19 protein-coding genes and 1 pseudogene are annotated in these 21,185 nt (G+C 52.0%); 15 read left to right on the top strand and 5 right to left on the bottom strand.

Annotated features, from left to right (window positions below; genetic code table 11):
• The first annotated feature begins 20 nt into the window (after window positions 1-20).
• The 13 genes from bamA to H2P46_RS02995 all read left to right on the top strand — a co-directional run bounded on the left by bamA (window position 21) and on the right by H2P46_RS02995 (window position 16,134).
• On the top strand, window positions 21-2,432 hold the full coding sequence (gene bamA, locus H2P46_RS03055) for an outer membrane protein assembly factor BamA (RefSeq protein ID WP_193403731.1): 2,412 nt from the start codon (window positions 21-23) through the stop codon (window positions 2,430-2,432).
• Window positions 2,433-2,549: 117 nt separating this feature from the next.
• On the top strand, window positions 2,550-3,047 hold the full coding sequence (gene skp, locus H2P46_RS03050; RefSeq protein WP_193403730.1) for a molecular chaperone Skp: 498 nt from the start codon (window positions 2,550-2,552) through the stop codon (window positions 3,045-3,047).
• Window positions 3,048-3,050: 3 nt separating this feature from the next.
• A complete protein-coding gene (gene lpxD / locus H2P46_RS03045; RefSeq protein WP_193403729.1) occupies window positions 3,051-4,076 on the top strand; it encodes a UDP-3-O-(3-hydroxymyristoyl)glucosamine N-acyltransferase in 1,026 nt (341 codons plus the stop codon).
• Between the two features lie 147 nt (window positions 4,077-4,223).
• Window positions 4,224-4,679 (top strand): 3-hydroxyacyl-ACP dehydratase FabZ, encoded by a 456-nt coding sequence (gene fabZ / locus H2P46_RS03040; protein ID WP_013507953.1) that lies wholly within the window; start codon window positions 4,224-4,226, stop codon window positions 4,677-4,679.
• A 3-nt stretch (window positions 4,680-4,682) separates the two neighbouring features.
• Window positions 4,683-5,471: an acyl-ACP--UDP-N-acetylglucosamine O-acyltransferase gene (gene lpxA, locus H2P46_RS03035; RefSeq protein WP_193403728.1), complete on the top strand. Its 789-nt coding sequence runs from the start codon at window positions 4,683-4,685 to the stop codon at window positions 5,469-5,471.
• Between the two features lie 3 nt (window positions 5,472-5,474).
• The gene (gene lpxB, locus H2P46_RS03030) at window positions 5,475-6,623 is read left to right on the top strand and encodes a lipid-A-disaccharide synthase (RefSeq protein WP_193403727.1); all 1,149 of its coding nucleotides are present in this window, start codon (window positions 5,475-5,477) and stop codon (window positions 6,621-6,623) included.
• Entirely contained in the window at window positions 6,616-7,242 is a 627-nt protein-coding gene (rnhB, locus tag H2P46_RS03025) for a ribonuclease HII (protein WP_193403726.1), read from the top strand. Before lpxB ends, rnhB begins: the two co-directional genes overlap by 8 nt.
• Window positions 7,243-7,272: 30 nt before the next feature.
• The gene (gene dnaE, locus H2P46_RS03020; protein WP_193403725.1) at window positions 7,273-10,755 is read left to right on the top strand and encodes a DNA polymerase III subunit alpha; all 3,483 of its coding nucleotides are present in this window, start codon (window positions 7,273-7,275) and stop codon (window positions 10,753-10,755) included.
• Window positions 10,756-10,767: 12 nt separating this feature from the next.
• Complete coding sequence (accA, locus tag H2P46_RS03015) at window positions 10,768-11,724, top strand: acetyl-CoA carboxylase carboxyl transferase subunit alpha (RefSeq protein ID WP_193403724.1); 957 nt, start codon at window positions 10,768-10,770, stop codon at window positions 11,722-11,724.
• 122 nt (window positions 11,725-11,846) lie between these two features.
• Window positions 11,847-13,991, top strand: coding sequence for a lysine decarboxylase LdcC (locus H2P46_RS03010; protein ID WP_193403723.1), 2,145 nt, complete (start codon window positions 11,847-11,849; stop codon window positions 13,989-13,991).
• Window positions 13,992-14,066: 75 nt separating this feature from the next.
• On the top strand, window positions 14,067-14,456 hold the full coding sequence (locus H2P46_RS03005) for a VOC family protein (RefSeq protein WP_193403722.1): 390 nt from the start codon (window positions 14,067-14,069) through the stop codon (window positions 14,454-14,456).
• Between the two features lie 53 nt (window positions 14,457-14,509).
• A complete protein-coding gene (gene tilS / locus H2P46_RS03000; RefSeq protein WP_193403721.1) occupies window positions 14,510-15,826 on the top strand; it encodes a tRNA lysidine(34) synthetase TilS in 1,317 nt (438 codons plus the stop codon).
• Window positions 15,826-16,134, top strand: a complete 309-nt coding sequence (locus tag H2P46_RS02995) for a c-type cytochrome (protein WP_193403720.1) — start codon at window positions 15,826-15,828, stop codon at window positions 16,132-16,134. The genes tilS and H2P46_RS02995 overlap by 1 nt, the downstream gene beginning before the upstream one ends.
• A gap of 38 nt (window positions 16,135-16,172) precedes the next feature.
• Here the strand turns inward: H2P46_RS02995 and rof are convergent, their stop codons facing one another.
• Both rof and H2P46_RS02985 read right to left on the bottom strand, forming a co-directional pair.
• Window positions 16,173-16,433: a Rho-binding antiterminator gene (gene rof / locus H2P46_RS02990; protein WP_193403719.1), complete on the bottom strand. Its 261-nt coding sequence runs from the start codon at window positions 16,431-16,433 to the stop codon at window positions 16,173-16,175.
• A complete protein-coding gene (locus H2P46_RS02985; protein ID WP_193403718.1) occupies window positions 16,411-16,620 on the bottom strand; it encodes a YaeP family protein in 210 nt (69 codons plus the stop codon). Before H2P46_RS02985 ends, rof begins: the two co-directional genes overlap by 23 nt.
• Window positions 16,621-16,837: 217 nt before the next feature.
• On the opposite strand from H2P46_RS02985, the gene arfB reads away from it, so the two are divergent.
• On the top strand, window positions 16,838-17,248 hold the full coding sequence (gene arfB, locus H2P46_RS02980) for an alternative ribosome rescue aminoacyl-tRNA hydrolase ArfB (RefSeq protein WP_193403717.1): 411 nt from the start codon (window positions 16,838-16,840) through the stop codon (window positions 17,246-17,248).
• Between the two features lie 59 nt (window positions 17,249-17,307).
• On the opposite strand, the gene proS is transcribed toward arfB, so the two are convergent.
• The 3 genes from proS to rcsF form a co-directional block, all read right to left on the bottom strand.
• Window positions 17,308-19,026, bottom strand: a complete 1,719-nt coding sequence (gene proS / locus H2P46_RS02975; protein WP_193403716.1) for a proline--tRNA ligase — start codon at window positions 19,024-19,026, stop codon at window positions 17,308-17,310.
• 89 nt (window positions 19,027-19,115) lie between these two features.
• A complete protein-coding gene (tsaA, locus tag H2P46_RS02970) occupies window positions 19,116-19,820 on the bottom strand; it encodes a tRNA (N6-threonylcarbamoyladenosine(37)-N6)-methyltransferase TrmO (protein ID WP_193403715.1) in 705 nt (234 codons plus the stop codon).
• A complete protein-coding gene (rcsF, locus tag H2P46_RS02965; RefSeq protein ID WP_193403714.1) occupies window positions 19,817-20,215 on the bottom strand; it encodes an Rcs stress response system protein RcsF in 399 nt (132 codons plus the stop codon). The genes tsaA and rcsF overlap by 4 nt, the downstream gene beginning before the upstream one ends.
• A 113-nt stretch (window positions 20,216-20,328) precedes the next feature.
• On the opposite strand from rcsF, the pseudogene H2P46_RS02960 reads away from it, so the two are divergent.
• Window positions 20,329-21,134 (top strand): annotated as a pseudogene (locus H2P46_RS02960) (IS5 family transposase).
• The last annotated feature ends 51 nt before the right edge of the window (window positions 21,135-21,185 follow it).

Raw genomic sequence — 21,185 nt, 5'->3', positions numbered from 1 at the left:
TAGGAAAACGCATAATAACGATGGCGATGAAAAAGTTGCTCATAGCGTCGCTGCTGTTTAGCAGCGCCACCGTTTACGGTGCAGACGATTTCGTAGTGAAGGATATTCATTTCGAAGGGCTGCAGCGAGTCGCCGTCGGCGCGGCTCTGCTGAGCATGCCGGTACGAGTAGGCGATACGGTGTCTGACGATGACGTCAGAAATACCATTCGCTCGCTGTTCGCTACTGGCAACTTTGAGGATGTTCAGGTCCTGCGAGACGGTAATACACTGATTGTCCAGGTCAAAGAACGTCCAACCATTGCCAGCATTACCTTCACCGGTAACAAAGCGGTGAAGGAAGATCAGCTCAAACAGAATCTTGAAGCATCGGGTGTGCGTGTTGGCGAAGCGCTGGACCGCACCATGCTCTCTTCTATTGAGAAGGGTCTTGAGGACTTCTATTACAGCGTCGGTAAATACACCGCCAGCGTGAAAGCGGTGGTGACGCCGCTGCCGCGTAACCGTGTTGACCTTAAGCTGGTGTTTACTGAAGGCGTTTCTGCAAAAATTCAGCAGATTAATATCGTTGGAAACAAAGCGTTCAGCTCTGATGAGCTTATCTCACGCTTCCAGTTACGCGATGAAGTGCCGTGGTGGAACCTGGTAGGCGATCGTAAATACCAGAAGCAGAAACTGGCAGGGGACCTTGAAACGCTGCGCAGTTTCTACCTTGATCGTGGTTATGCACGCTTTAATATCGATTCCACGCAAGTGAGCCTGACGCCGGACAAAAAAGGCATCTATATCACCGTAAACATCACGGAAGGCGATCAGTACAAGATTGCAGGCGTGATTGTAAATGGCAGCATGGCGGGCCATTCGGCGGAAATCGAACATCTGACGAAAATCCCAGCGGGCGAGCTGTATAACGGCACTAAAGTCACGCAGATGGAAGATGATATTAAGAAGCTGCTGGGCCGTTATGGTTATGCCTATCCGCGTGTGGTGACACAGCCGGAGATTAATGACGCTGATAAGACAGTGAAACTGCATATTAATGTCGATGCAGGTAACCGCTACTACGTACGCAATGTCCGCTTTGAAGGCAACGACACGTCGAAAGATTCCGTACTGCGTCGTGAAATGCGTCAGATGGAAGGCGCCTGGCTGGGCAGCGATTTGGTCGAGCAGGGTAAAGAGCGCCTGAACCGCACCGGCTATTTTGAAACGGTTGATGTTGATACGCAGCGCGTGCCAGGTTCTCCTGACCAGGTGGACGTGGTTTACAAAGTTAAAGAGCGTAATACGGGAACCTTCAACTTCGGCGTCGGTTACGGCACTGAAAGTGGCGTCAGTTTCCAGGTCGGCGTGACGCAGGAAAACTGGCTAGGGACCGGTAATACCGTGGGCATCAGCGGTACTAAGAATGATTACCAGACTTATGCCGAGTTCTCGCTTACCGATCCTTATTTCACCGTTGACGGTGTGAGTTTGGGCGGTCGTCTGTTCTATAACGACTTTAAAGCTGACGATGCTGATTTGTCCGACTATACCAACAAAAGTTATGGTTTAGACGGCACGCTGGGCTTTCCTGTTAACGAGAACAACACGCTGCGCGTAGGCTTAGGCTATGTGCATAACGATCTGTCGAACATGCAGCCGCAGATTGCGATGTGGCGTTATCTTGACTCGGTTGGTAAGCCGCAGCAGTTGAATGACGAAGGCGATTTTTCCGCTGACGATTTCACCTTTAACTACGGTTGGACGTACAACACGCTGGACCGTGGCTTCTTCCCAACAGCCGGTAACCGCACTAACCTGAACGGTAAGATTACCATTCCGGGTTCAGATAACAGTTTCTATAAAGTAACGCTGGACAGCCAACAGTATATGCCGCTCAATCAGGATCGTACCTGGGTACTGTTGGGGCGCGGTCGTGTGGGTTACGGTGACGGTTTAGGCGGTAAAGAAATGCCGTTCTATGAGAACTTCTATGCGGGCGGCTCAAGCACCGTACGAGGGTTCCAGTCAAACACCATTGGTCCAAAGGCGGCGTATCTGAACGATCACTCTTCTACCTGCTCGCTTGCTGATGCAAATGGCATTTGTCGATCAGATGATGCTGTCGGCGGTAACGCGATGGCGGTAGCCAGCTTTGAGCTGATTACGCCAACGCCGTTCCTGAGCGAGAAGTATTCGAATTCCGTTCGTACTTCACTCTTTGTAGATGCCGGTACAGCATGGGATACCAAGTGGGAAAATACCGCTCAAACGCGTGCAGCAGGCATCCCCGATTACAGCGATCCGAGCAATGTCCGTGTATCAAGCGGTATTGCCTTGCAATGGATGTCACCGCTGGGTCCGTTGGTATTCTCTTACGCCCAGCCGATCAAGAAATACGAGGGAGATAAGGCAGAGCAGTTCCAGTTTAATATTGGTAAAACCTGGTAATGTTCTGAGCATGGAGGCATAAGCTGAAGTATTGCCGCCAGGCAGGGGAGTCACTGACCTCTCTGCCGGGGCAAACACTGTGTCGCTGACACAAACGTTGATGGTAAGGAGTTTATAGTGAAAAAGTTGTTGTGTGCCGCAGGTCTGGGTCTTGCTTTAGCGGTCTCCGCTGGTGTTCAGGCTGCTGACAAAATTGCAGTGGTAAACGTGTCCAGCATTTTCCAACAGTTACCGCAACGTGCGACTGTTGCCAAACAGCTGGAAAATGAGTTCAAAGGCCGTGCAAGCGAATTACAGAGTCAGGAACGCGATCTGCAAACCAAAATGCAGCGATTGCAGCGTGACGGTTCTACCATGAAGGCCAGCGAGCGCAGCCGCATGGAAAAAGACGTCATGTCACAGCGTGAAGCCTTCTCGACCAAAGCGCAGGCATTTGAGCAGGACAATCGCCGTCGTCAGACGGAAGAGCGTAATAAATTGCTGAGCCGTATTCAGGACGCAGTGAAGAAAGTGGCTGCTGATGATGGTTACGATGTAGTCATCGACGCTAATGCCGTGGCTTACGCGTCAAACGCGAAAGACATTACTGCAGACGTGCTGAAACAGGTTAAATAATCAATGTCATCTATTCGACTGGCTGATTTAGCCCAGCAGTTGGATGCAGAATTGCACGGAGATGGCGATACCGTCATCTCCGGCATTGCTTCTATGCAATCCGCCACAACTGGCCAAATTACTTTTCTTGCAAACAGCCGTTACCGCGAGCAACTCGCTCTGATTAAGGCTTCAGCCGTGGTGCTGACGGAAGCGGATCTGGAATGGTGCAAAACGGCAGCGTTGGTGGTGAAAAATCCCTACCTGACCTATGCACGTATGGCACAACTGCTTGATACCACGCCGCAACCCGCACACAATATTGCCCCCAGCGCCGTCATCGATCCCAGCGCCAAATTAGGTCACAACGTCTCTGTTGGTGCCAATGCGGTGATCGAATCAGACGTTGAGTTAGGTGATAACGTGGTGATAGGCGCGGGTTGTTTCGTGGGTAAAAAAACACGCATTGGTGACGGCACACGTTTATGGGCCAATGTTTCCATCTACCATGAGATTCAAATTGGTCAGGATTGTCTGATTCAATCGGGTACGGTGATTGGTTCCGATGGTTTCGGATATGCGAACGATCGTGGTAACTGGGTGAAAATCCCACAGTTAGGTGCAGTCATTATCGGCGATCGGGTTGAAATTGGTGCCTGTACCACTATCGATCGCGGTGCCCTGGATAACACTCTGATTGGCAATGGTGTTATCATAGACAACCAATGTCAGATCGCGCACAACGTGGTTATTGGTGACAATACCGCTGTTGCAGGCGGTGTGATTATGGCAGGGAGTTTGAAAATTGGACGTTATTGTATGATTGGCGGTGCCAGCGTCATTAACGGCCATATGGAAATTTGTGACAAGGTGACCGTGACCGGTATGGGCATGGTAATGCGTCCTATCACAGAGCCTGGTGTATACTCTTCAGGCATTCCGCTACAACCTAACAAAACCTGGCGTAAAACTGCAGCGCTGGTGATGAACATCGATGATATGAGCAAGCGCTTAAAAGCCATCGAGCGTAAAGTCGGCAAAGACGACTAAGCGGCATCCCAAACCTGACCGGCTTTCATAATAAAAGTGTTAAGCAGGGAAGCGCCATGGAACCTATTTGCGGCCTGCGGAAGATCGAGTTGATCTGTGCAGGCCGTGTTATTGATGTCATCAGATTTTTAGGACAGGAAGAGTATTTTGACTACTGAAACTCATACTCTGAAAATTGAAGAGATTTTAGAGCTGCTGCCGCACCGCTATCCATTTTTGCTGGTTGACCGCGTGCTGGAATTTGAAGAGCATAAATACCTGCGTGCAGTGAAGAACGTTTCTGTAAATGAACCGTTTTTCCAGGGGCATTTCCCTGGTAAACCGATTTTTCCTGGCGTTCTGATCCTGGAAGCGATGGCGCAGGCAACCGGTATCCTGGCGTTTAAAAGTGTAGGTAAACTGGAGCCGGGCGAGCTGTATTATTTCGCCGGTATCGACGAGGCGCGTTTCAAACGTCCGGTCGTTCCGGGCGATCAAATGATCATGGAAGTGACTTTCGAGAAAACCCGCCGTGGTCTGACCCGCTTTAAAGGCGTGGCGACCGTTGATGGTAAAATCGTTTGTGAAGCAACTATGATGTGTGCCCGCAGCCGGGAGGCGTAATCCGTGATTGATCCAACTGCCAACATCCATCCCAGTTCTGTCATTGAAGAGGGGGCCATTATTGGTCCCAACGTCCACATCGGCCCGTTCTGTTTTATTGGGGCAAATGTGGAAATTGGTGAAGGAACGGTACTGAAATCGCATGTGGTAGTAAATGGCCATACGCGTATCGGTAAAGATAACCAGATCTATCAATTCGCCTCAATTGGTGAAGTGAATCAGGATCTGAAATACGCAGGCGAACCGACTCGCGTTGAGATTGGCGACCGCAACCGCATCCGCGAAAGCGTCACTATCCATCGCGGCACCATTCAGGGCGGCCATGTCACCACTGTTGGTAACGACAACCTGCTGATGATCAATGCGCATATCGCCCATGACTGCGTGGTAGGCAATCGCTGCATTTTTGCTAACAACGCAACGCTTGGCGGCCACGTTACCGTTGATGATTTTGCGATTATTGGCGGAATGACGGCGGTGCATCAATGGTGCATTATCGGAGCACATGTGATGGTGGGCGGTTGTTCAGGCGTGGCGCAAGATGTTCCTCCTTACGTCATCGCGCAGGGTAACCATGCGACGCCGTTTGGTATCAACATTGAAGGCCTGAAGCGTCGTGGTTTCAGTAAAGAGTCGCTGCATGCCATTCGTAACGCATACAAATTGCTTTATCGCAGTGGCAGAACGCTGGATGAAGTGAAGCCGGAGATCGAAGAAATTGCGAAGCAGCACAGCGAAGTGCAGCCGTTCTATGATTTCTTTGCCCGCTCAACCCGGGGATTAATTCGCTAATTCATGTCACCGCGTCCCTTAACGATTGCCATCATCGCCGGAGAAACCTCCGGCGATATTCTTGGTGCAGGCCTGATTCGTGCGCTTAAAGCGCGTCATCCCACCGCACGTTTTGTCGGCGTTGCCGGCCCGCTGATGCAAGCGGAAGGTTGCGAAGCCTGGTATGAAATGGAAGAGTTAGCGGTAATGGGGATCGTAGAAGTGCTGGGTCGCTTACCGCGCCTGTTAAAGATTCGCCGCGACCTCACCCAACGATTCATCGATCTCAAACCGGATGTGTTTGTTGGCATTGATGCGCCGGATTTCAATATCACTTTAGAAGGACGATTGAAGCGCGCGGGCATTCGCACCATTCACTATGTTAGCCCGTCGGTGTGGGCGTGGCGACAGAAGCGCGTGTTCAAAATTGGCCGCAACACCAATCTGGTATTGGCTTTTTTGCCGTTTGAGAAAGCCTTTTACGATCGCTTCGGCGTGCCTTGCCGCTTTATCGGCCATACCATGGCTGATGCGATGCCAATGCAGCCGGACAAGCTTGCAGCGCGTCGCCAACTGGGTATTACCGATAACGCGCTCTGTTTGGCGCTCTTGCCGGGCAGCCGTGGCGCAGAAGTCGAAATGCTCAGCGAAGATTTCCTTAAAACGGCGCAGCTATTGCGCATGCATTATCCGGCGCTAGAAATTGTCGTGCCGTTGGTTAATGCTAAACGCCGTGAGCAATTTGAGCAGATTAAAGCCCGCGTTGCGCCTGAATTGCCGATGCATTTGCTGGATGGCAAAGGGCGTGAAGCGATGATTGCGAGCGATGCCGCATTGCTGGCATCAGGGACTGCCGCGCTGGAATGTATGCTGGCAAAATGCCCCATGGTTGTTGGCTATCGTATGAAGCCTTTTACCTTCTGGCTGGCGAAACGACTGGTGAAAACGCCCTATGTGTCGTTGCCAAACTTGTTAGCCGGGCGCGAATTAGTTAAAGAACTCCTGCAGGATGAGTGTCAGCCAGCCGCGCTGGCGGCGGCTTTAGAACCGCTGCTGCACGCCGGCGTTGAACGAGACAGGCTGCTGCAGGAATTCTATGAGATGCACCAGCAGATTCGCTGGAATGCCGACGAACAAGCGGCAGACGCAGTACTGGAGATAGCCAATGTCTGATTTTATCTATCCTGTTGCTCATCTTATCGCTGGCGTAGACGAAGTTGGGCGCGGACCCTTAGTGGGCGCCGTTGTGACTGCAGCCGTGATCCTCGATCCGGCAAACCCCATTACTGGCTTAGCAGACTCAAAAAAATTATCAGAGAAACGCCGTCTGGCGTTGTATGACGAAATCAAAGCGAAAGCACTGGCATGGAACGTAGGCCGTGCCGAGCCAGAAGAGATTGACCAGATTAACATTCTGCACGCAACTATGTTGGCGATGCAGCGTGCGGTGGCGGGTTTAGCCATCACGCCCGACTGGGTTCTGGTTGATGGTAATCGTTGCCCGGCATTGCCAATGCCGTCGCAGGCTGTCGTAAAAGGTGATAGCCTGGTGGCTGAAATTAGCGCCGCTTCAATTATCGCCAAAGTCACGCGCGATCGCGAAATGAGCGAGTTAGATCTGCTGTTTCCGCAATATGGCTTTGCCCAACACAAAGGTTATCCCACCGCACTGCACAGGGAAAAGTTGACGCAGTACGGTGCGACACCACACCATCGCCGCAGCTTTGCGCCGGTGCGTAATGCGCTTATCGACGCCGATGTGCTGGCAAGCTGTCAGCCAACGACGCTTTAATGCCTGCCGCTTTTTTAACCGGAAATTGATATGGCTGAACCTCGTTTTATACATCTGCGTGTCCACAGCGACTATTCAATGGTTGATGGTCTGGCGAAAACCGGCCCGTTAGTCAAGCAAGCGGCTGCGCTTGGTATGCCAGCCATAGCGATTACCGATTACACCAATCTTTGCGGACTAGTAAAATTTTACGGCAGCGCGCACAGTGCCGGTATTAAGCCTGTCATCGGCGCAGATTTCAGCGTTGCCAGCGACCTGATGGGCGACGAGCTAACCCAGCTAACGGTTTTAGCCAGCAACAACGCAGGCTATCAAAACCTGACGTTACTCATTTCGCGTGCGTATCAGCGTGGCTACGGTATTGCCGGTCCGGTCATTGATCGCGACTGGTTGATCGAGCTACAGGAAGGCTTAATTCTGCTGTCTGGCGGACGGCGCGGGGATGTGGGTCGCAGTTTGCTGCGTGGCAACATGCAGCTGGTCGCGCAATGTCTCGGCTTTTATCAGCAGCACTTCGCCGATCGTTACTATCTTGAACTGACGCGCACCGGTCGCCCGGATGAAGAGAGGCACCTGCACGCGGCAGTGGAACTGGCGATCGCGGAAGGCGTGCCGGTGGTCGCAACCAATGAAGTGTGCTTTATCAATGCGGAAGATTTTGACGCGCATGAAATTCGCGTGGCAATTCATGATGGCTATACGCTGGATGATCCGAAACGTCCGCGTAATTACAGTCCTCAGCAATACATGCGCAGCGAAGAGGAGATGTGCGAGCTGTTTTCGGACATCCCGGAAGCGCTGGAAAACAGCGTAGAGATTGCTAAGCGTTGTAACGTCACGGTGCGGCTGGGCGAGTACTTCCTGCCACAATTTCCAACCGGCAACATGACCACCGAAGATTTCCTGGTGATGAAATCGCGTGAAGGGTTAGAGGAACGTCTCGAATTCCTGTTCCCTGATGAAGTGGTCCGCGTTGAAAAACGCCCGGCCTATGACGAACGTCTTGAAGTCGAGCTAAACGTTATCAACCAGATGGGCTTTCCCGGCTACTTCCTGATCGTGATGGAATTTATCCAGTGGTCGAAGGATAACGGCGTACCTGTTGGACCTGGACGCGGATCGGGTGCGGGTTCGCTGGTGGCGTATGCATTAAAAATCACCGATCTTGATCCGCTCGAATTTGACCTGCTGTTTGAACGTTTTCTGAATCCAGAACGTGTATCAATGCCGGACTTTGACGTCGATTTCTGTATGGAGAAACGCGATCAGGTCATTGAGCACGTTGCCGATATGTATGGGCGTGAAGCGGTATCGCAGATCATCACCTTTGGTACGATGGCGGCAAAAGCGGTTATCCGCGATGTGGGCCGCGTATTGGGGCATCCATACGGTTTCGTCGATCGTATCTCTAAATTGATCCCGCCCGATCCCGGCATGACGCTGGAGAAGGCTTTTGTCGCAGAGCCGCAACTGCCGGAAATTTATGAGGCTGACGAAGAGGTCAAAGCCCTTATCGATATGGCGCGTAAGCTGGAAGGCGTTACGCGAAATGCCGGTAAGCATGCGGGTGGGGTGGTGATTGCGCCGACCAAAATTACCGATTTCGCACCGCTTTATTGCGACGAGAATGGCCAGTTTCCGGTTACTCAGTTTGATAAAAATGACGTGGAATATGCCGGGCTGGTGAAGTTTGACTTCCTCGGTCTGCGCACGCTTACTATCATTAACTGGGCGCTGGAAATGATTAACGCCCGACGCGAAAAGCAGGGCGAACCGCCTGTCGATATTGCTGCGATTCCGCTTGAAGATAAAAAAAGTTTCGACATGCTGCAGCGCGCGGAAACCACTGCGGTTTTCCAGCTTGAATCGCGCGGTATGAAAGACCTGATTAAACGGCTAAAACCTGACTGTTTTGAAGACATGATCGCCCTGGTGGCGCTGTTCCGTCCAGGCCCGTTGCAATCAGGCATGGTAGATAACTTCATTGACCGTAAACACGGGCGGGAAGCTATTTCGTACCCGGATATTCAGTGGCAGCACGAAACCCTGAAGCCGGTACTGGAACCCACTTACGGCATCATCCTGTATCAGGAACAGGTTATGCAGATCGCACAGGTGCTTTCTGGCTATACCCTGGGCGGTGCGGATATGTTGCGCCGTGCGATGGGTAAAAAGAAACCAGAGGAAATGGCTAAGCAGCGATCAGTATTCAAAGACGGCGCTGAAAGCATGGGCGTCGATGGCGAACTGTCGATGAAAATCTTCGACCTGGTGGAAAAATTTGCGGGTTACGGTTTTAACAAATCGCACTCGGCCGCTTACGCGTTGGTGTCATATCAAACGCTGTGGCTGAAAGCGCATTATCCAGCCGAATTCATGGCGGCGGTGATGACTGCCGATATGGATAACACCGAGAAAGTCGTGGGGCTGGTCGATGAGTGCTGGCGCATGGGCCTGAAAGTATTGCCACCGGACATTAATTCCGGGTTTTATCAGTTCCACGTCAATTCCGAAGGTGAGATTGTTTATGGTATCGGCGCGATCAAAGGTGTTGGCGAAGGCCCGATCGAAGCGATCCTTGAGGCGCGTAATGAAGACGGCTATTTCCGTGAGCTTTTCGACCTCTGCGCACGTACCGATACGAAAAAAATAAACCGTCGTGTGATGGAAAAGCTGATCATGTCCGGCGCGTTCGATCGCCTTGGGCCGCACCGCGCTGCGCTGATGAGTTCGCTCAGTGATGCGTTGAAAGCGGCCGACCAACATGCAAAAGCCGAAGCTACGGGTCAGGCAGATATGTTTGGGGTGTTGGCGGAAGAGCCAGAGCAGATAGAGAAATCTTATGCCAGCGTCACGCCGTGGCCTGAGCAGGTTCAGTTGGATGGTGAACGCGAGACGCTGGGGTTATACCTTACCGGCCATCCCATCAACCAGTATCTGAAAGAAATTGAGCGTTACGTTGGTGGTGTGCGCCTGAAAGATATGCACCCGACCGAACGTGGTAAAATCACCGTTGCAGCCGGCCTGGTTATTGCGGCGCGCGTGATGGTAACCAAGCGCGGCAACCGAATTGGTATTTGTACGCTGGACGATCGTTCTGGTCGCCTGGAAGTCATGTTATTTACCGATGCGTTAGATAAATACCAGCAGTTGCTGGAGAAGGACCGTATCCTGATCGTCAGCGGACAGGTCAGCTTTGATGACTTTAGCGGTGGCCTTAAAATGACCGCTCGCGAAGTCATGGACATTGACGAAGCGCGCGAAAAATACGCGCGTGGACTTGCTATCTCGCTGACGGACAGGCAAATTGATGACCAGCTATTAAACCGACTCCGCCAGTCTCTGGAGCCTTATCGCTCAGGGACGATCCCGGTGCATCTCTATTACCAGAGTGCCGAAGCACGCGCGAAGCTGCGCTTTGGTGCAGCGTGGCGTATTTCGCCCAGCGATCGTTTACTTAACGATCTGCGGTCGTTGATTGGATCGGAGCAGGTGGAACTGGAGTTTGACTAAAACAGGAACATTATGAGTCTTAATTACCTGGATTTTGAACAGCCAATCGCAGAACTGGAAGCGAAGATTGATTCGCTTACTTCGATTGGCCGTCAGGATGATAAACACGTAAATCTGGATGAAGAAGTGCAGCGTCTGCGCGAAAAAAGCGTAGAACTGACCCGTAAAATCTTCGCCGACTTAGGCGCATGGCAGATCGCTCAGCTGGCGCGCCATCCTTTGCGCCCTTATACCTTTGACTACGTGCGAAACGCGTTTGACGATTTCGATGAGCTGGCAGGGGACCGCGCTTATGCCGACGACAAAGCGATCGTTGGCGGCATTGCACGTCTGGATGGACGCCCGGTGATGATCATTGGCCACCAGAAAGGCCGGGAAACCAGAGAAAAAATTCGCCGCAATTTTGGTATGCCAGCGCCTGAAGGCTACCGTAAAGCGCTGCGTCTGATGGAAATGGCCGAGCGATTCAAAATGCCGATCATCACCTTTATCGATACGCCTGGTGCTTATCCAGGCGTCGGTGCGGAAGAGCGAGGTCAATCTGAAGCGATTGCGCGCAATCTGCGTGAAATGTCGGGCCTGAAAGTACCTGTAATTTGTACCGTCATTGGTGAAGGCGGTTCAGGTGGCGCGTTAGCGATTGGCGTAGGTGACAAAGTGAACATGCTGCAATACAGCACTTATTCAGTGATTTCGCCGGAAGGTTGTGCATCTATTTTGTGGAAAAGCGCAGATAAAGCCCCGCTGGCGGCCGAAGCGATGGGCATCACCGCCGATCGTCTGAAAGAGCTGAAACTGATTGACTCTGTGATCCCGGAACCTTTGGGGGGCGCGCATCGTCGTCCGGTAGATATGGCCATTTCACTGAAACAACAGTTGCTGGCAGACCTGGCTGAACTTGACGGCCTGACCACTGAAGAGCTGCTGGATCGTCGCTATCAGCGCCTGATGAGCTACGGCTACGCCTGATAGTAACCGGTAAAAGCGAAAGCGGACTTCGGTCCGCTTTTTTTATGCCTGCATTCTGACTGCAGCGTGTAGCAACAATTCGCTATGCTTACCCCATGCCACAACAACCGAGGAGGTGCGCATTGAATATTTTGGCGATTATGGGCGGGCATGGTGTGTTCTACAAAGACGAGCCCTTGCGCGAACTGGACGCGGCGTTAAGCCAGCAAGGCTTCCAGCTCATTTATCCGAAAAATGTCGTCGATTTGCTCAAGCTCATTGAACACAATCCACGCATTAGCGGCGTCATTTTTGACTGGGACGCACATAACAGCCTGGCATTGTGTGGTGAAATCAATCAGCTTAACGAGTACCTACCCCTCTATGCCTTCATCAACACCCATTCGCAAATGGACGTCAGCATTAATGAAATGCGTATGCCGCTGCATTTTTTTGAATATGCGCTCAACGCGGCCGATGATATTGCACTGCATATTCGCCAGTATACTGACGACTATTTAGATCACATCACGCCGCCGCTAACCAAAGCGCTGTTTACGTACGCGAAAGAGGGGAAATATACTTTCTGTACGCCAGGTCATATGGCAGGTACTGCGTTTCAGAAAAGTCCCGTCGGTTGTCTGTTTTACGATTTTTTTGGCGCGAATACGCTGAAATCAGACATTTCGATTTCGGTCACCGAGCTGGGTTCGTTACTGGATTACACGGGTCCGCATCTGGAAGCAGAAGAGTATGTGGCGCGCACTTTAGGCGCTGAACAGAGCTACCTGGTGACCAACGGTACCTCCACTTCAAACAAAATTGTCGGGATGTACGCCGCGTCTGCGGGCAGTACAGTGTTGATCGATCGCAATTGTCATAAATCTTTGACGCATCTGTTGATGATGAGCGATCTCATACCGATTTGGCTGAAGCCTACGCGTAATGCGCTGGGCATTCTTGGCGGTATCCCTAAACGCGAATTTACCCGCCCGAGTATTGAACAGAAGGTTGCGGCTACGCCACGTGCCAGCTGGCCGATACATGCAGTGATCACTAATTCCACTTATGATGGCTTGTTGTATAACACGCAATACATCAAACAAACGCTTGATGTGCCATCGATTCATTTTGATTCGGCATGGGTGCCCTATACCAATTTTCATCCGATTTACGACGGCAAAAGTGGTATGAGCGGCGAGCGTATTCCGGGCAAAGTGGTTTATGAAACGCAGTCCACCCACAAGCTGCTGGCGGCGTTTTCTCAGGCATCGATGATTCATATCAAGGGTGACTATGATGAGCAGACGTTTAACGAAGCCTACATGATGCATACCACCACCTCGCCCAACTACGCCATTGTTTCCTCGATCGAAACGGCGGCAGCGATGCTACGTGGTAATCCAGGCAAACGTCTGATTAATCGCTCGGTCGAACGCGCGCTACATTTCCGCCGTGAGATTCAGCGCTTACGCGAAGAATCTGACAGCTGGTTCTTTGACATCTGGCTGCCAGAACATGTTGATGAAGCACAGTGTTGGCCAATCCAGCCGGGTGAAGAGAACTGGCACGGCTTTACGCAGGCTGACCGTGACCATATGTATCTCGATCCCATTAAAGTTACTATCCTGACGCCGGGCATGAGCGAACTGGGTGTGATGGCGGAAGAGGGAATTCCTGCCGCGCTGGTGGCGAAATTTCTGGATGAACGCGGCATTGTGGTGGAGAAAACCGGCCCGTACAATTTGCTGTTTCTGTTCAGTATCGGCATTGATAAAACCAAGGCGATGAGTGTGCTGCGCGGTTTGACTGAATTTAAACGCGCCTATGACCTCAATTTGCGGGTAAAAAATATGCTACCGGATCTTTACGCTGAAGATCCCGACTTTTACCGCAATATGCGCATACAGACGCTGGCTCAGGGAATCCATCAGATGATTCGTCATCACGATCTGCCGCGCCTGATGCTGAAAGCTTTCGACGTTTTGCCAGAGATGAAAATGACGCCGCATCAGGCATTTCAGCAGCAGGTAAAAGGGAATATCGAAACCGTGGACATTAGCCAGCTGGTCGGGCGCGTTTCCGCCAATATGATTTTGCCTTATCCGCCGGGCGTGCCGCTGGTAATGCCAGGAGAAATGATCACGGAACAAAGTCGTGCGGTGCTCGATTTCCTGTTAATGCTGTGCAGTATTGGTCGTCATTATCCCGGCTTCGAAACCGATATTCATGGCGCGACCTTGACGGAAGAAGGTGAGTACCATGTACGGGTGCTGAAAAGCGAATAATTTCAGCAAATTATGCGTTGTCAGCGCGCTACCACACCCGTAAAGTAACGGATTAACCGGGCTTAAGGAGACGATATGTTGCAGTTAATCCAGATCCATCACATTGCAATCATTGCGTCCGATTATCAGCGCAGTAAAGCTTTCTACTGCGATGTGCTCGGATTCAGCTTGTTAGGTGAATATTATCGGGAAGCGCGCGATTCGTGGAAAGGCGATCTGGGGTTAAATGGACAATACACTATTGAACTGTTTTCTTTCCCGACGCCCCCGACGCGTGTCAGCCGTCCTGAAGCCTGCGGCTTACGTCATCTGGCCTTTAGCGTGGCGGATGTTGCGGCTGCTGTGCAGGCGCTGGCTGAAAAAGGGGTGATTTGTGAACCGATTCGCATTGATGAGCTGACCGGTAAGCAATGCACTTTCTTTGCCGATCCAGATGGTTTGCCGCTGGAGCTGTATCAGGCGTAAAATGGCGCACTTCAATGGGCCGCAACCGGCGGCCCGAAACTATGGATTGCGTCATGTCTTTGCCTCATCTTGATAAACTGCTGCACACCGAAGCCGCGTTGGTGGTGGCGTTCAGTGGCGGCCTTGATTCAACCGTACTGCTGCATCAGTTATGGGTATGGCAGCAGCGTCATCCCCAGTCACGCCTGCGTGCCTTACACGTCCATCATGGGTTAAGCCCAAATGCCGACAGTTGGGCAGCGCACTGTGTGACGATATGCGAACAGTGGCAATTGCGTTGTGATGTGTTGCATGTCAGCGTGGACAGTCGTAAGCAGGGCGTTGAAGCCGCAGCGCGCCAGGCGCGTTATCAGGCGTTAAGCGCCGAGTTACAGTCTGGCGAAACGCTGTTAACCGCACAGCACCTTGACGATCAATGCGAAACGTTTTTGCTGGCGCTAAAACGCGGCAGTGGTCCCGCAGGCTTAGCGGCAATGCCTGCTGAAATGTGGCTGGGCACGCATCGCTTGCTGCGTCCGCTGCTGGCTATTTCCCGTCAGGCGCTGGAAGGCTATGCACAGACGCATCAACTTGTCTGGATCGAAGATGAAAGCAATCAGAATCTACGCTATGACCGTAATTTCCTGCGTCAGCATTTATTGCCAGAGTTGCTAACGCGCTGGCCACATTTTGCCGAGGCCACCGCTCGCAGCGCGACCTTATGTGGAGAACAGGAACAGTTGCTGGATGAGCTATTGGCTGAGCAGTTACAAACGCTGGTGCAACCCGATGGCAGCCTGCACTTCACTGCTCTGCTTGCCTTAAACGATGCTCGCGTCAATGCGTTGCTGCGTCGCTGGATTGCCGGGCAGGGGGGAATGATGCCTTCACGTGACGCGTTAAGTCGTATTCGTCAGGAAGTCATGTTAAGCCGGGAAGATGCGCAGCCGCGCCTGCAACTGGGGCGCTTTGAAGTGCGCCGTTTTCGTCAGCGACTTTACTGGCTACCGAAGCAAAATTCGTTACGTGATTGCGCACTAAACTGGCCCGATTTCAGTCAGCCGCTGAGGCTGCCACAAGATTTAGGCACGCTGCAAGCCAGCCCATCCCCCGATGCGTTACGGCAGCCGCAAGCAGACGAACAGGTCAGTGTGCGCTTTCAGGCGCAAGGCTACGTCCATCTGGTTGGACGCGCGGGCGGTCGCGAAATGAAAAAAATTTGGCAAGAGCTGCACATTCCGCCATGGCAGCGCGAACGTACCCCGTTAATTTTTTATAATCAGACGCTTGTTTGCGCACCCGGTCTGTTTATTACCCGAAACGGTGCGGCTACAGATATGCCCGGCTGGCAGGTGATCTGGCGCAAAAACGAAAAAGCTGGAGAGCAATAATGAAAAACTGGATCGTCGCCTTATTAATGACGACGGCGCTACCGGCTTTGGCCGAAGGCGATGTCAACGCTGGCGCGCAAAAGGCGGCAAGTTGTGTAGCGTGCCATGGCGCAGAAGGAAAAGCGGCGGTGCCGCTGTACCCGAACCTTGCCGGTCAAAATGCGGCTTATCTTAATCATGCTTTACAGGCGTACAAAAAGGGCGAACGCAGCGGTGGACAAGCGGAAGTCATGAAGGCATTTGTGGCGGGGTTAAGTGAAACGGATATGGCGGATATTGCCGCGTATTATAATTCGTTGAAACCATAACGAAGGAGGCGGGAAATATCCCGCCTCTGCGGATTGCGTTACTCTTCACTAACGACAACCGTGCCCAGTTCTGGGTGGCTGAACCTGGCGATATGATCGAGACGTAACTCACGCGTCTCACCTGAAAGATCAATTTCCAGGTACTCTACATTTTTACGCGACACCATATCTTTGGCTTTTGCCTTGAGCTGTTCGCCATCTTTCAGTTCCAGCGACAGCATCCAGCTCTTTTGGCAGGCGAGTTCCAGATTATCGTAGTCATCGCAATTGATGGGTTTATAAGCTTCGTTCATCAACATAGTCGCTCACCAATAAGTTTGCAGCGGCATAAGCCGCTTGTTCCCTGACAGAAGAGTTTAGCGCAGGATTCGCGGCAATATCATCAAGCGCCTTTAATACACAGCCAATTGCATCGGGAATATATCCTAAATCCCCGCTGCCTATCCCGGCATATTTTTGGCGAATTAATTCACAATATTTTTGCACAAGCCCCTCCTCAGCAGAGCGTAAATACTCTGGTTGATGAGCGACTATAACACAGGCATTTCCAGGAAATCAGCCGGGCTAAAGCAGGATCGGCCCGCCATTCACTGCTAAAGTGACAGATTCCGCTGCTTAGCACGGGATAAATACTCGCACAAAAGGTTAACTCAATGAATAAGTTAAAACATTTAAACGGCCAGTTTTCTCTGCGAGGTGACAGATGATTATGCTGTCACGTAATGTTGAACTTCCCGATAGCGAAATAGAGCTAACGGCAATTCGTGCACAAGGTGCAGGGGGACAACATGTTAATAAGGCCAGCACGGCAATCCATCTTCGTTTCAATATTGTGGCCTCGTCCTTACCGCCATTTTATAAAGAACGGCTGCTGGCGGCTAATCATCACTTGATTACTGCTGAAGGCGTTATTGTGATTAAAGCGCAGGAATATCGCAGCCAGGAGATGAATCGTGAAGCGGCATTGCAGCGGTTAGTTAATTTGATTGGTGAACTCACCACGGTCGAGAAAGCGCGACGTGCGACGCGGCCTACGCGTGCGTCTAAAGTCCGGCGTCTGGAAAGCAAAACGCGGCGCGGAAATACCAAAGCGTTGCGGGGAAAAGTGCAATAAAAAACTGCGCCTTAATCCGTTGGTCTTCAACTTTTGGGGTGCAGTTCAGATTGAGCGTGTTACTTATTCAGTGCTTTCAGCAGGAAATCGACGATGTCGTTCTGCTTAATCATCTGCTTTTCGCTGTCGCGGCGTGCTTTGTACTCAATCTCTTGATTGTCGAGATTGCGGTCGCCGATAACAATGGTATGCGGTACGCCAATCAGCTCCATATCGGCAAACATCACACCCGGACGCTCTTTCCGGTCGTCAAGGATCACATCGACGCCCTGGGCGCGTAGTGTGTTATACAGCGCCTCTGCCACTTCCTTCACGCGGAATGATTTCTGCATGTTCATGGGCAAAATTGCCACTTCGAACGGGGCCAGGGCAGCAGGCCAGATGATGCCACGTTCGTCATGGTTCTGCTCAATCGCGGCTGCGACCACGCGCGTAACGCCGATGCCGTAGCAGCCCATCGACAATACCTGATTGCGTCCATCTTCGCCCTGAACGGCAGCTTTCATCGCTTCAGAGTATTTGGTGCCCAGCTGGAAAATATGGCCTACTTCGATGCCGCGCTTGATCTGCAACGTGCCTTTGCCGTCTGGGCTCAAATCGCCTTCAACAACGTTGCGAATGTCCGCAACGATGGGTAAGGGCAGATCGCGCTCCCAGTTAATGCCGGTGTAATGTTTGCCATCAACATTGGCACCCGCACAGAAATCGCTCATTTTCACAACGGCGCGATCAGCAATGATCGGCATGGTCAGCCCAACCGGGCCGAGCGAACCTGGGCCGGCTCCCATAGCCGCACGGATTTCATCCTCAGTGGCGAATGTCAGAGGTGAAGCGACGAGTTCAGATTTTTCGGCTTTGATTTCGTTTAGCACGTGATCGCCACGCACCAGCAGCGCAATTAGCGTATGGCCACTTTCTTCACGGCCTTTAACCAGCAGCGTTTTTACGGTCTTTTCAATGGGTAACTGAAACTGTTCAACCAGCGCCGCAATAGTTTTAGCGTTGGGCGTGTCGATCAGGCTTAGTTCCTGCGTCGGCTGCGCGCGTTCGCCTGCTGGCGCGACGGCCTCTGCCAGCTCAATATTCGCAGCGTAATCGGATTCGGTGGAGAAGATAACATCGTCTTCGCCGCTCTGCGCCAGTACCTGGAATTCATGCGATGCGCTACCGCCGATCGAGCCGGTATCAGCCTGCACCGCACGGAAATCGAGTCCCATGCGGCTGAAAATCTGACTGTACGCGCGGTACATCGCATCGTAGGTCTCCTGCAACGATTCCTGAGAAACGTGGAAGGAGTAAGCATCTTTCATGATGAATTCGCGTGAACGCATTACGCCAAAACGTGGGCGCACTTCGTCGCGAAATTTAGTCTGAATCTGAAACAGGTTAAGTGGCAGCTGCTTGTACGAGCTGAGCTCGTTACGAATTAAGTCCGTCACCACCTCCTCATGCGTTGGACCCAGCACGAACGGGCGTTCATGACGATCGGCAATACGCAGCAGTTCCGGGCCATACTGCTCCCAGCGACCGCTCTCCTGCCACAAATCGGCAGGCTGGACGACCGGCATGGAAATCTCAATTGCGCCCGCGTTGTTCATCTCTTCGCGCACGATTTTTTCGACTTTTTTCAGTACGCGCACCCCGGTCGGTAACCAGGTGTACAGGCCAGAAGCCAGTTTACGGATCATCCCGGCGCGCAGCATCAGCTGGTGGCTGATCACTTCGGCGTCAGAAGGCGTTTCTTTCTGAGTAGAGAGCAGATATTGAGTAGTACGCATTGATTATGATTCCAGTTGATCGGAAAACCACAGACAGAATTTTACTGGCGGCTAGTGTACCAGCGAGATCACTGGCTCAAAAGCGGGTTTTAACGCAGGTCGATAGCAACCACTTCTGTGCCAGCTTCATCGATGCGCCAGCGCACATTGAAATCCAGCAGCCAGGCAGCGTATACCCGATCCAGCGCCTCATCTTTGCGATAGGCTGGTCGCGGATCTTGTGCCAACACTTCGCGAATAAATCGCTCAAGGTGGGGATAACGAACCTGTTGCTGAAGTTGCTGTTGCGCCAGCGGTGAAAAGCGCACGGGCATATTCGCTTTTGGCGCTGACTGCGCAAAACCCGCATGCGCCTCGGGTAAGGCTTCAGCAAAAGGCAGATACGGTTTTATATCAACTATCGGTGTGCCATCGACTAAATCAAGGCTACCAAGTTCCAGGATAACCGATTGTTTTTTGGAAGTAATTCTCTTTAATTCAACCAGTGACATACCAATCGGATTCGGACGAAAGGGGGAACGTGTGGCGAACACGCCTATGCGCGTATTGCCGCCGAGACGCGGCGGCCGCACCGTAGGCCGCCATCCGCCTTCCATCGTTTGATGAAAAACAAACAGCAGCCAAAGATGACTGAACTCTTCCAGGCCGCGTACTGCTTCAGGCTGATTATAGGGTGCCAACAGATGTAGCTCACCGCCCCCATCCTGTACCAGCCCCGGCTGGCGCGGCACGGCAAACTTCTCTTTCCACGGTGAACGGATTACACCAATTTGCGCAAAGGCGAATTCGCTCATTGATTGCTGACTTTCAACGCAGAGCCCTGGCAAACTGCCTGACGATAACAGCCTGGCGTGCTGCTGACGATTTCACACTTATGTAGCAAAACGGCATTGGCTTTCATCTGCGATGTTTTTATTTGCAGACGCTTGCGTGCAGTCGCGATATTCGGTGGTGAATCCTGTGTGCTGGTCTGGCAATCTTCGCCTGATACTTCACCCAGATCGCGGAACGGTTTGCTGACCAAATCGGTAGCGTCGGTATACACTTTGACCGGCGCTGGTCGCGGAGTGGCTTTATGTGTCGGCTCGCTGGATTGCTGCGAACGAGAAGGTGCACTGCTTATAGGATGATATTCCCGAACACACCCAGTCAGCATCAATGCCAACAAGCAGAGCGGTAAAAAACGCATAGCAACATCCTCATGTTGTAAAAAGTGGCGTTATTGAAACAAGGACCAGAATAAGAACCTATCCCAAAAGGAATTGTCAGATCGTAAATAATGGCAATTTTTGAGGGCGAAGTATGGCGGGCAACAAGTGGCAGATCAGCGATGAACTCTGGGAGAAAATGGCTCCACTTCTCCCGGAACATAAAACCCACCATCCGCTGGGCACGCATCGTAGACGTGTTGATAATCGTGCCGCAATGAACGCCATTTTCTTTGTGCTCAGAACCGGTTGCCAATGGAATGCCCTGAATGCCACGGATATTTGCTCATCCAGCTCAGCCCACCGCCGCTTTCAGGAATGGCGGGATGCTGGAGTATTTGAACGCTTCTGGCAAAACGGGCTGCTTGCCTGCGAGAAGCGGGATGCCATTGACTGGTCATGGTTGTCGATGGATGGCTGCATGACAAAATCGCCCCTTGCAGGCTCAAAAAAACAGGTCGCAACCCGACTGACAGGGGGAAGCAGGGAGTAAAGCGGAGCCTGATGACCGACGGGAACGGGCTTCCGCTCTCGCTGGCTGTCGCAGGGGCAAATACCCACGACATAAAACTGGTTGAAGATACGCTGGACGCGCTACAGACCGGCAGGCCGGGTCGCAGGCTGCATCTGTGTATGGACAAAGGCTATGAGGCTGAATGGGTGGAAATTTGTTTGAAAGCTCGTCGTTATGAACCTCATATCCAGTCGGGGAAAGAGGAGTCTGAGGCAATTAAAAACAGCGAGTTCAGGGCTCATCGTTGGGTTGTGGAAAGAACGCATAGCTGGATGAATCGCTTTCGCCGCATACTGACGCGATGGGAGAAGAAAGTCGAAAACTACGAGGCGATGCTGCATTTTGCTTGCAGCATCATTGTCTGGAATAAAATCCTTTTGGGATAGGTTCTAAATAACAAGTCGGGCGCGAAGCAAAAGAAAGGGCGGCATAGCGCC

Source organism: Mixta mediterraneensis, from assembly GCF_014946725.1.
GTDB lineage: Bacteria > Pseudomonadota > Gammaproteobacteria > Enterobacterales > Enterobacteriaceae > Pantoea > Pantoea mediterraneensis.
The sequence above is the reverse complement of the archived record's forward strand: the minus strand, read 5'-3'. Positions and strand labels throughout refer to the sequence as shown.

Coding starts and splice junctions, on each gene's coding strand:
- bamA (WP_193403731.1), top strand. CDS start 21: ATGGCGATGAAAAAGTTGCTCATAGCGTCGCTGCTGTTTAGCAGCGCC.
- lpxD (WP_193403729.1), top strand. CDS start 3,051: ATGTCATCTATTCGACTGGCTGATTTAGCCCAGCAGTTGGATGCAGAA.
- lpxB (WP_193403727.1), top strand. CDS start 5,475: ATGTCACCGCGTCCCTTAACGATTGCCATCATCGCCGGAGAAACCTCC.
- rnhB (WP_193403726.1), top strand. CDS start 6,616: ATGTCTGATTTTATCTATCCTGTTGCTCATCTTATCGCTGGCGTAGAC.
- dnaE (WP_193403725.1), top strand. CDS start 7,273: ATGGCTGAACCTCGTTTTATACATCTGCGTGTCCACAGCGACTATTCA.
- accA (WP_193403724.1), top strand. CDS start 10,768: ATGAGTCTTAATTACCTGGATTTTGAACAGCCAATCGCAGAACTGGAA.
- H2P46_RS03005 (WP_193403722.1), top strand. CDS start 14,067: ATGTTGCAGTTAATCCAGATCCATCACATTGCAATCATTGCGTCCGAT.
- tilS (WP_193403721.1), top strand. CDS start 14,510: ATGTCTTTGCCTCATCTTGATAAACTGCTGCACACCGAAGCCGCGTTG.
- H2P46_RS02995 (WP_193403720.1), top strand. CDS start 15,826: ATGAAAAACTGGATCGTCGCCTTATTAATGACGACGGCGCTACCGGCT.
- rof (WP_193403719.1), bottom strand. CDS start 16,433: ATGTTGATGAACGAAGCTTATAAACCCATCAATTGCGATGACTACGAT.
- arfB (WP_193403717.1), top strand. CDS start 16,838: ATGATTATGCTGTCACGTAATGTTGAACTTCCCGATAGCGAAATAGAG.
- proS (WP_193403716.1), bottom strand. CDS start 19,026: ATGCGTACTACTCAATATCTGCTCTCTACTCAGAAAGAAACGCCTTCT.
- tsaA (WP_193403715.1), bottom strand. CDS start 19,820: ATGAGCGAATTCGCCTTTGCGCAAATTGGTGTAATCCGTTCACCGTGG.
- rcsF (WP_193403714.1), bottom strand. CDS start 20,215: ATGCGTTTTTTACCGCTCTGCTTGTTGGCATTGATGCTGACTGGGTGT.